This window comes from Cobetia sp. SIMBA_158 (assembly GCF_046566945.1).
GTDB classification, from domain to species: Bacteria; Pseudomonadota; Gammaproteobacteria; order Pseudomonadales; family Halomonadaceae; genus Cobetia; species Cobetia amphilecti.
The window spans coordinates 1-250 of record NZ_JAWJYL010000793.1; the positions used below are offsets into that span (position 1 = coordinate 1).

Here is a 250-nt window from a genome sequence, read left to right on the forward strand (position 1 = left end):
GGTTATAAAATATATTGGCGTTACACAAGCGAGCCGCAATGGCAGTTTAGTAAATACGTTGGTAATGTTGCTGATTTCACACTTGAGAATGTAGTAATAGACAATTATTACTTTGGTATTTCATCCGTTAGTCATGATGGTTTTGAGTCGCCCGTTGTGTTCCCTGGGGATGTTGGTTCGTTTGACCATAATATAAAATAGCAATTTGTATAAAAACAAAGCAGTCAGAGTTTTTAAAGTGCAAGCAGCC

At 37.2% G+C, this 250-nt stretch carries 1 protein-coding gene; it reads left to right on the forward strand.

Going from position 1 to position 250, the window contains the following annotated elements; translation table 11 throughout:
• On the forward strand, positions 1 to 201 hold a 201-nt coding region (locus R2R70_RS21995), incomplete at its 5' end, for a hypothetical protein (RefSeq protein ID WP_410979195.1).
• Between the last annotated feature and the right edge of the window lie 49 nt (positions 202 to 250).